Origin of the sequence: Streptomyces sp. NPDC050534 (assembly GCF_044457745.1) — a bacterium.
GTDB lineage: Bacteria > Actinomycetota > Actinomycetes > Streptomycetales > Streptomycetaceae > Streptomyces.
Window position 1 is genome coordinate 57,113 of sequence record NZ_JBITHF010000017.1, and the last position, 7,599, is coordinate 64,711.

Below are 7,599 nucleotides of genomic sequence, written 5' to 3' on the forward strand. Positions count from 1 at the left end.
GGGCGGGGCGCGGGGCGGCGTGGGCGCCGCTGGTTCACAGCTGAGGGGGCGGCGGCCAGGGGTCGCGGGCGGACGAGTCGAAGCCTGGAGTCGCGCGGGATACGGGACGTCACGGGTGCAGTCTTCCGGTTGACGGTCCGAAAACCCAAACGGAATGTCACGGCGGGCGACGGGACTGGCCAACGCACGGGGTCCGGTGGGCGGTGCGGGGCCGAGAACAGGCCAGTCGTACGGCCTTAAACGGAACCGCACCGACCGTACAGGTGCGCGCACACCCGGCTCCGTGGACGGGGCCGGGCCGCGGGTCACATGAGCGGGGTGAGGAAGCGGCGCAGCGCCTCCTCGTAGGCCTCGGGGTCGGCGTTCCACATCGCGCCGTGCGGGGCCTGCGCGACCGTGTGCAGGGCGATCAGGTTGGGGCGGGCGTTCGCGAGCCGGCGGGAGTGCTCCCAGGGGGCCAGGGTGTCGTCCGGGCCGTGGAAGATCAGCGTCGGCACGGTGAGCTGCGCGGCCTCGGCGGCGCTGTCGCGCTCCAGGCCCGTGCGCCCCTGGGCGGCCCGTACGGCGAGCGGCAGCAGGGCGCCCGGGGTGCGGCGGGCCGAGGCGAGGGCGCGCAGCGTCGTCGGCCAGCTGAGGACCGGGGAGTCGAGGATCAGCCCCGAGATCCGCTCGCGCAGCGCGGAGCGCACGGCGGCGCGCAGCGCCATGGTGGCGCCGGTGGACCAGCCGTGCAGGACGACCTGCCGGGCGCCGTTGTCCACGGCGTACCGGACGGCCGCGTCCACGTCGCGCCACTCGGTCTCGCCCAGGTGGTTCAGTCCGTCCGGGGAGCGGGGCGCGCCACGGTCGCCGCGGTAGGCGAGGTCGAGCACCGGGAAGCGCTGGCGGTGCAGGAACTCCATGACGTTCATGGGGTGTTCGCGGGTGGCTCCCAGGCCGTGCACCGTGATCACCCAGGTGTCGCGCACGCCGGGCACGAACCAGGCGGGCATGGCACCCAGTTCGCCGAGGACCTCGACGTCGCGGTGGTCGAGGCCGAGGGCGGAGCGCGGGTCGCCGTGGTGCACGGCCGCGGTCAGCCGCACCTTGTCGCCCGTTTCCAGCGTGCCCTGCGTGACCCGCTCCAGGCGGCGCACGACGGTGTCGGCGGAGTGCGAGGCGGCGCCGAGCACCGGGCCGACGACCGCGTGCGTGCCGTTGCCCGCGAGGCCGTAGACGCCGGGGCGCAGGGCCGCCAGGTGGCGGGTGAGGGCGACCTGGCCCGCGGCCGTGGCGTGCACGGTGAGCCGGGGCTCGGTCGGCAGCGGTTTGCCCGGGGGCGCCTTGAGCGCTGCGTCGCTCGCGAACCGGCCGACCGCCACGCTCGCCGCGCCGGCCGCCAGGGCCACGGTGACGGCCGCGGCCGTCGCTTTGACTGTGCGCACCCCTCCAGTGTCCCGGCGGACCCGTTGACCGGCCAGCGGGAGGAAGGCACGGGGTGACGCGAGTTCTCGGCGATCGTGTGGTCTGCTCACGCCGTTGCGGGTACCCCGCGAAGTCACCCGCGTTGCCCGTACCCCAGCAGTTTCTCGGCCACCTCCGCCAATTGCCCGCCGGAGAGCAGGGACGGCGACATGCCGGGCACGGACGACGCCGTGAGCCACAGCCGGCACATCCACTCCAGCTGCGCGGTGCGGTCGTAGGCCTGGTCCAAGGTGGCGCCGTAGGTGATCGTGCCGTGGTTCTGCAGCAGGCAGCCGGCGCGGCCGGCGAGGGCGCGGAGCATGTTCTCGGCCAACTCGTCGCTGCCATACGTCGCATAGGGGGCGACTCGGACGGGCCCGCCGAGGGCGGCCGTCATGTAGTGGATCGTCGGAAGCTCGGGGACGAGCGTGGAGACCGCGGTCGCGTGCACGGCGTGCGTGTGGACGACGGCACGGGCGTCGGTGGTGCGGAGGACGGCGAGGTGCATGGGCAGCTCGCTGGTCGGGACCAGGGTGCCGAGCACCTGCCGGCCGTCGAGGCCGACGCCGGTCACGTCCTCGGGCGTGAGCCGGTCGTAGGGGACACCCGAGGGCGTGACCAGCACGGTGTCGCCGACGCGTACCGAGACGTTGCCGGAGGTGCCGACGACCAGTCCGTCGGACACGGTGCGGCGGGCGGTGGCGACGAGGTCCTCCCAGGCGCGGGCCTCCTCCGGGAGCACATCCCTCCGCCACGCTTCCCGCGCATCCTGTCCGCGCTCCCGGGCATCCCGTCCGTCCCGCTGGTCCTGCCGCTCCTCAGCCATGCCGCGATCCTGCCAGGCAGACCCCGACACGCGGCCGGACCGGGGGCACTTTAGGACGGAGGCCGAGCCTCCGAAAGAACACATATGCAGACAAATCACTCTCTCGCCATGCTTGGCCGGAGATCACCGCACATGCAACGACCTTCCAGTAATCTCCCGTTGACCTGCTGCGCACGTCGCCATTCCGGGGGGAAACATGGCTCGTGATCACAAGGTGCTGCGCCGCCGCAGCTGCGCCGCCGCGGTCTCCGTGGCGGCGCTCGCCGTCGGCGGCACCGCCCTCGCCGCGCTTCCGGCCGCGGCGGCCGGCCTGCCGAAGGGGCACGACGTCTCCTCGCACCAGAAGAACGTCGACTGGTCGCGGGCGAAGGCCAGGGGCGCCAGGTTCGTCTACGTCAAGGCGACCGAGTCCACCACGTACCGCAACCCGTACTTCACCAGGCAGTACAACGGTGCCCGCGACGCCGGCATCATCCGCGGGGCCTACCACTTCGCGCTGCCGGACCGCTCGTCGGGCAGGGCCCAGGCGGCGTACTTCGTCCGCCACGGCGGCCGGTGGCGCGCGGACGGCTGGACGCTGCCGCCGGCGCTCGACATCGAATACAACCCGTACAGCGCCAAGCACCGGTGCTACGGCCTGAGCAAGGCGGGCATGGTCCACTGGCTCCACTCGTTCAGCGACGAGGTGAAGCGGCGCACCGGGCGCCGGCCGGTGATCTACACGACCGCCCGCTGGTGGAACACCTGCACCGGCGGCAGCCGCGCGTTCGCCTCGAACCACGCGCTGTGGCTGGCCGGCCGCAGCCCGGCGGCGTCGGGATCGATGCCCGCCGGGTGGCCGTACTGGACCTTCTGGCAGTACGGCAGCAAGGGCAGCCTGCCGGGTGACCAGAATCTCTTCAACGGCTCCCGGGCCCAGCTGAAGAGGTTCGCCCGGGGCGGGTAGCCAAGGGGCGCCGAGGGTGAGGGGGCCGCCGGGCCGGGTGCGGAGCGGCAACCCCCTCATCAGGTCACCTCGAAGCCCTGTCCAGTTCATCTTCCGTTCACTCAGGTTTCCTACGGTCAAGCGACCGATGACTTCGAACGATTGCCTGGGTAAATGGAAAACTTCTCGCTGATCCTCGCGATTGTGGTCGTAACCGCACTCGCGTTTGATTTCACGAACGGTTTCCACGACACCGCCAACGCGATGGCCACCACCATCTCGACCGGTGCACTCAAGCCCAAGGTCGCGGTGGCCATGTCCGCCGCGCTCAACCTTGTCGGCGCCTTTCTGTCGGTGGAGGTCGCCAACACGATCTCCAAGGGCCTCGTGGACGAGGCCGGCATCCGTCCCGAGGTCATCTTCGCGGCGCTGGTCGGCGCGATCCTCTGGAACCTCGTGACATGGCTGGTGGGGCTCCCCTCCAGCTCCTCGCACGCCCTGATGGGCGGCCTGATCGGCGCCACCGTCGCCTCGGCCGGCTTCGGAGCCGTGCACGGCGACGTGCTCGTCACCAAGGTGCTCCTCCCGGCGGTCGCCGCCCCGATCGTCGCGGGCGTGGCCGCCATGATCGGCACCCGGCTTTCGTACACGATGAGTCGCAAGGCCGACGGCAAGGCCGCCGAGAAGGGCTTCCGCACCGGGCAGATCGCCTCGGCGGGCCTGGTCTCCCTGGCCCACGGCACGAACGACGCGCAGAAGACGATGGGCGTCATCACCCTCGCCCTGGTCGCCGGCGGTGTCGTCGCCCCCGACTCCGACCCGCCCACCTGGGTCATCCTCTCCGCCGGCCTCGCCATCGCGCTCGGCACCTACATCGGCGGCTGGCGCATCATCCGCACGATGGGCAAGGGCCTGACCGAGCTGCGGCCGCAGCAGGGCTTCGCCGCCCAGACCAGCGCGGCGACGGCGATCCTGGCCTCCTCGCACCTCGGCTTCTCCCTGTCCACCACGCACGTGGTCTCCGGTTCGGTGATGGGCGCGGGCCTCGGCCGCAAGGGCGGCGTCGTCCGCTGGTCGACCGCGACCCGGATGCTGGTCGCCTGGGTGCTCACGCTTCCGGCCGCCGCTCTGGTCGCCGCCGGCGCCGAGTCCGTGACGGACCTCGGCGACTGGGGCACCGCCGTCGTCGCAGTCTTCCTGGTCGCGGCGAGCGCCACGATCTGGAAGCTCTCCCGCCGCCAGGTCGTCGACGCGACGAACGTCAACGACACCGAGGAGCCGGCCGGCGTGGTGACCACGGCGATCGCCGCCGTGACGCCGCCTCCCGCGGCCACGATCAGCGAGGACCTGACGGCCACCGTCCCGGCCCCGGCCCCGACCGCCACCCCCGACCAGGCGGCCCCGGCGACCCCGCCGGCCGCGACCGTCTGAGCCGGCGCGCCCGGCACGAAGGAAGAGAAGCAGCATGAAGATCGACTGGGCAGCTCTGGGCTCCGTCTTCGGCGTCAGCCTCGCGGTCACCGTGGGCCTCGTGACCCTGTTCACCCTCGGCATCATGGGCCTGTCGCGCCGCGAACGGGCGGCAGCGCAGGGCAACTCGGCGGCCCTCGCGGTCACGGGCGCGTACGTGTGCTTCGCGGCCTGCGCGGCGGCCGTGGCGTACGGGATCTCCCTGATCATGACCAAGAGCTGAGGCCGCGACCGCACCTCGCACTCGCACGGCGCCCCCTGACCGGCCGAAAGGCCGGTCAGGGGGCGCCGTCCTGTTGCGGCCAGGCGATATTCGGCCACTTCCGCACCGTGGCCCGATCGTCACCCACCGCCGCACCGCACATCCGGCCCACCGACCGTTCGTCCCTCGCGTCCCGCGGGACCCAGGTGGATGACGCCTCGTAGCGCGCCCCATCACGATCGGTGAACGCGGGTGGCGTGGACGATCCGCACGCCCGTACGACGCAGACCGCGGCGCGAGCCCGCCCCTCCGCCCCGGGTGGCGTGATATAAGTCCGCCAGCCGCCCCGCGAAACGCCATATGGCAGACTGACACAGACCCAAAGACGTACGGCATCGGGGCACCTGTCAGAAGGAACACGCCTGAGCGGCGCATCGCCTACGTCTGAACGGTCACGGAGGAGCCAGCCCATGCCCAGGGAAGTCGACCCGAGTCTGAACCGCCGCCGGCTGCGCATCGAACTGCGCAAGGCGCGCGAGGCCACCGGTCAGACGCAGACCGATGCCGCAGGCGCGCTGGAGTGGTCGCTGTCGAAGATCATGCGCATCGAGGCCGGGACCGTGAGCGTCTCGGTCACCGACGTGCGGGCGCTGATCCAGCACTACGGCGTGACGGACCCCAAGCTGGTCGCCGAGCTGGAGGACGCGGCACGGGGCAGCAAGGGACAGAGCTGGTGGACCCCCTGGAACGAGGTCATCACACCCGGGTTCAGGTCGTACATCGGTTACGAGAGCGCGGCCGCGTCGATCCGCACCTATCACCCCATCGTGGTGCCCGGGCTGCTGCAGACCGAGGACTACGCAGCCGCCGTACTCGCGCCGCGGGTGGACGAGGCGCGGGCCCGGAAGATCATCGAGCTGCGCACGGCGCGCCAGGAGCGCGTACTGGACACCGACGCGCCCTCTCCCTGGCTCTCCTTCATCCTCGACGAGGCGGCGCTGCACCGCCAGGTCGGCGGCCCGCGGGTGCAGCGCAACCAGCTGCAGCACCTGATCGACATGGCGGCGCATCCCCGGGTGACGCTGCAGGTGCTGCCGTTCACCAGGCCCGCGCACTACGCCACGCAGACCAGCTTCATCCTGCTCGGCTTCCACGACGACGAGGACCTCCTGCACATGGAGCACAGGGGTCAGACGACGGGCGACGACTTCGAGCTGATCGTGCGCTACCAGGAGTGCTTCGAGTGGCTCCGTGAGAGCGCCTGCGACACCGAGAGCAGCATCGACCTGATCACCCGGATCAGGGAAGGCATCGACACCACCTGACCCCCGGGCACAGGGCTCGGGGCACGAGGGGAGGCCGTGACATGCCAGGCACGTGGACAGAGTGGCGGCAGGGCGTGGTCGCCGCCTTCTTCCGTGTCCCGGGGCCCCCGCCCGAGCCGGACGCACCGCAGGAGGCCACCGCCGGCCCGGAGGAGGACCTCCCCTCGTACAATCGGCTGGTCCACGACGCCGTACGGAGCGAGGAGCGGACCGTCCGGATGGACCATCTGGACAAGAACCGCACCCAGGACCGGATCGAGTTGCTGCGCGCGCGGCACGAGGAGCAGCGCAAGCTGCTGAAGACGATCATCGTCTACGGCACCGGCAGCGTCGTCGTCGTCCTGGTCTCGGTGGGCGGGGTGATCGCGGTCGCGGGCGCGTTCGGCGTGACCTCGCCCTACGGCCTGGGACCGCTGATCCTGGGGCCGATGTCGCTGATCACCGGGCTGTGGGTCAGGATGGGCCGCCTGGTGGCCGAGTACACGGCGGTCGCCCGGTCCGCCGCCGAACTCAGCGCGGACCGCCGGGCCGTGGTCCCGGAGCCCAGGTCCGCCGATCCGTCCTGACCATGCGGTGCCCCGTCCAGAAGCCGAACAGCAGCGCCACGACGGCGGCGACGCAGACCCACAGGGCCGTCCGTGCGGCACCGGCCGGTACCAGGAGTCCGGCGGCTCCGCCCACCACCACCGCGACCGCTCCGCCGAGCAGGCCGAGGGCCATGAGCTCTCGCGTGGCCGGCCGACGGGACTCGGGCCGCACGACCTCGCCGCCCTGGTGGCGTAATCCGGTCGACTGATGACCTGTCATCCCGCTCCCCCTCCCCCTCCGGCAGGGGCGCCGAGCGCATCCACGAACGTCTGCCACCGGACCCGGGAGAAGACGATGTGCCCCCGGTCCCGGTTCCAGGAGTGGCGCACCAGTACAGCGTCCCGTGTGACCGCCACCTCGACGCAGTCCTCTTCCTCGCTGTAACTGCTGGTGTACCAGCGCGGTTTGTCCGTGTTCGTGCGATCCACACCGACCTCCCCCTGCCCGAGTCGGCGTCCCCCGTGACGGACCGCCCTCCCCTTGTCGTGTTCCAGTCTAGGAAGGTCTGTTTTGGCCGCCTAGAGGCAAACCGGCCCACGCTCGCGCCCTGTGGGCCTCAGCACACTCCCCCGCCGCAGGTCAACAGCAAGTTGACTGCCGTTCGGGCGCGTGGTGGACTGCCGAGGCCATGTACGGCGGCGCGAGAGGAAGCCGGTGAAAGTCCGGCGCGGTCCCGCCACTGTCACCGGGGTAGGTAGCCCCGGGAGCCAGGAACTCTCACCGCCGGTCTCGTCGAACCAGGGCGCGGACACCCTGAGTGAGGACATATCGCCATGCGCGGCTGCCTGTTGAGGGCCTCCGGGGCCTGCCCACCGGCCCC

Annotated in this window: 9 protein-coding genes and 1 riboswitch; of the genes, 6 read left to right on the forward strand and 3 right to left on the reverse strand. The window is 71.8% G+C overall.

Going from position 1 to position 7,599, the window contains the following annotated elements:
- Window positions 1–305 precede the first annotated feature (305 nt).
- Both ACIBN2_RS40270 and ACIBN2_RS40275 read right to left on the reverse strand, forming a co-directional pair.
- The gene (locus ACIBN2_RS40270; protein ID WP_399142286.1) at window positions 306–1,424 is read right to left on the reverse strand and encodes an alpha/beta hydrolase; all 1,119 of its coding nucleotides are present in this window, start codon (window positions 1,422–1,424) and stop codon (window positions 306–308) included.
- Between the two features lie 113 nt (window positions 1,425–1,537).
- Window positions 1,538–2,269, reverse strand: coding sequence for a class II aldolase/adducin family protein (locus ACIBN2_RS40275; RefSeq protein ID WP_399142288.1), 732 nt, complete (start codon window positions 2,267–2,269; stop codon window positions 1,538–1,540).
- Between the two features lie 196 nt (window positions 2,270–2,465).
- Between ACIBN2_RS40275 and ACIBN2_RS40280 the strand changes: the two genes are divergently transcribed.
- The 6 genes from ACIBN2_RS40280 to ACIBN2_RS40305 all read left to right on the forward strand — a co-directional run bounded on the left by ACIBN2_RS40280 (window position 2,466) and on the right by ACIBN2_RS40305 (window position 6,974).
- On the forward strand, window positions 2,466–3,215 hold the full coding sequence (locus ACIBN2_RS40280; RefSeq protein WP_399142290.1) for a lysozyme: 750 nt from the start codon (window positions 2,466–2,468) through the stop codon (window positions 3,213–3,215).
- Window positions 3,216–3,368: 153 nt separating this feature from the next.
- Window positions 3,369–4,625, forward strand: coding sequence for an anion permease (locus ACIBN2_RS40285; RefSeq protein WP_399142292.1), 1,257 nt, complete (start codon window positions 3,369–3,371; stop codon window positions 4,623–4,625).
- 34 nt (window positions 4,626–4,659) lie between these two features.
- A complete protein-coding gene (locus tag ACIBN2_RS40290; RefSeq protein WP_399142294.1) occupies window positions 4,660–4,887 on the forward strand; it encodes a hypothetical protein in 228 nt (75 codons plus the stop codon).
- Between the two features lie 449 nt (window positions 4,888–5,336).
- Window positions 5,337–6,191, forward strand: coding sequence for a helix-turn-helix domain-containing protein (locus ACIBN2_RS40295; RefSeq protein ID WP_399142296.1), 855 nt, complete (start codon window positions 5,337–5,339; stop codon window positions 6,189–6,191).
- A gap of 41 nt (window positions 6,192–6,232) precedes the next feature.
- Window positions 6,233–6,757, forward strand: a complete 525-nt coding sequence (locus tag ACIBN2_RS40300) for a hypothetical protein (protein WP_399142298.1) — start codon at window positions 6,233–6,235, stop codon at window positions 6,755–6,757.
- A 7-nt stretch (window positions 6,758–6,764) separates the two neighbouring features.
- Window positions 6,765–6,974: a hypothetical protein gene (locus ACIBN2_RS40305; protein WP_399142300.1), complete on the forward strand. Its 210-nt coding sequence runs from the start codon at window positions 6,765–6,767 to the stop codon at window positions 6,972–6,974.
- Window positions 6,975–6,994: 20 nt separating this feature from the next.
- Here ACIBN2_RS40305 and ACIBN2_RS40310 read toward each other — a convergent pair whose 3' ends face one another.
- Window positions 6,995–7,207 carry a DUF397 domain-containing protein gene (locus ACIBN2_RS40310; protein WP_399142302.1) on the reverse strand — a complete coding sequence of 71 codons (213 nt, stop codon included), beginning with the start codon at window positions 7,205–7,207 and terminating at the stop codon, window positions 6,995–6,997.
- 167 nt (window positions 7,208–7,374) lie between these two features.
- Window positions 7,375–7,517: riboswitch (cobalamin riboswitch) on the forward strand.
- The last annotated feature ends 82 nt before the right edge of the window (window positions 7,518–7,599 follow it).

Excerpts from the sequence above, each read along its gene's own strand:
- ACIBN2_RS40275 (WP_399142288.1), bottom strand. The coding sequence starts at position 2,269 with ATGGCTGAGGAGCGGCAGGACCAGCGGGACGGACGGGATGCCCGGGAG.
- ACIBN2_RS40280 (WP_399142290.1), top strand. The coding sequence starts at position 2,466 with ATGGCTCGTGATCACAAGGTGCTGCGCCGCCGCAGCTGCGCCGCCGCG.
- ACIBN2_RS40300 (WP_399142298.1), top strand. The coding sequence starts at position 6,233 with ATGCCAGGCACGTGGACAGAGTGGCGGCAGGGCGTGGTCGCCGCCTTC.
- ACIBN2_RS40295 (WP_399142296.1), top strand. The coding sequence starts at position 5,337 with ATGCCCAGGGAAGTCGACCCGAGTCTGAACCGCCGCCGGCTGCGCATC.
- ACIBN2_RS40285 (WP_399142292.1), top strand. The coding sequence starts at position 3,369 with ATGGAAAACTTCTCGCTGATCCTCGCGATTGTGGTCGTAACCGCACTC.
- ACIBN2_RS40290 (WP_399142294.1), top strand. The coding sequence starts at position 4,660 with ATGAAGATCGACTGGGCAGCTCTGGGCTCCGTCTTCGGCGTCAGCCTC.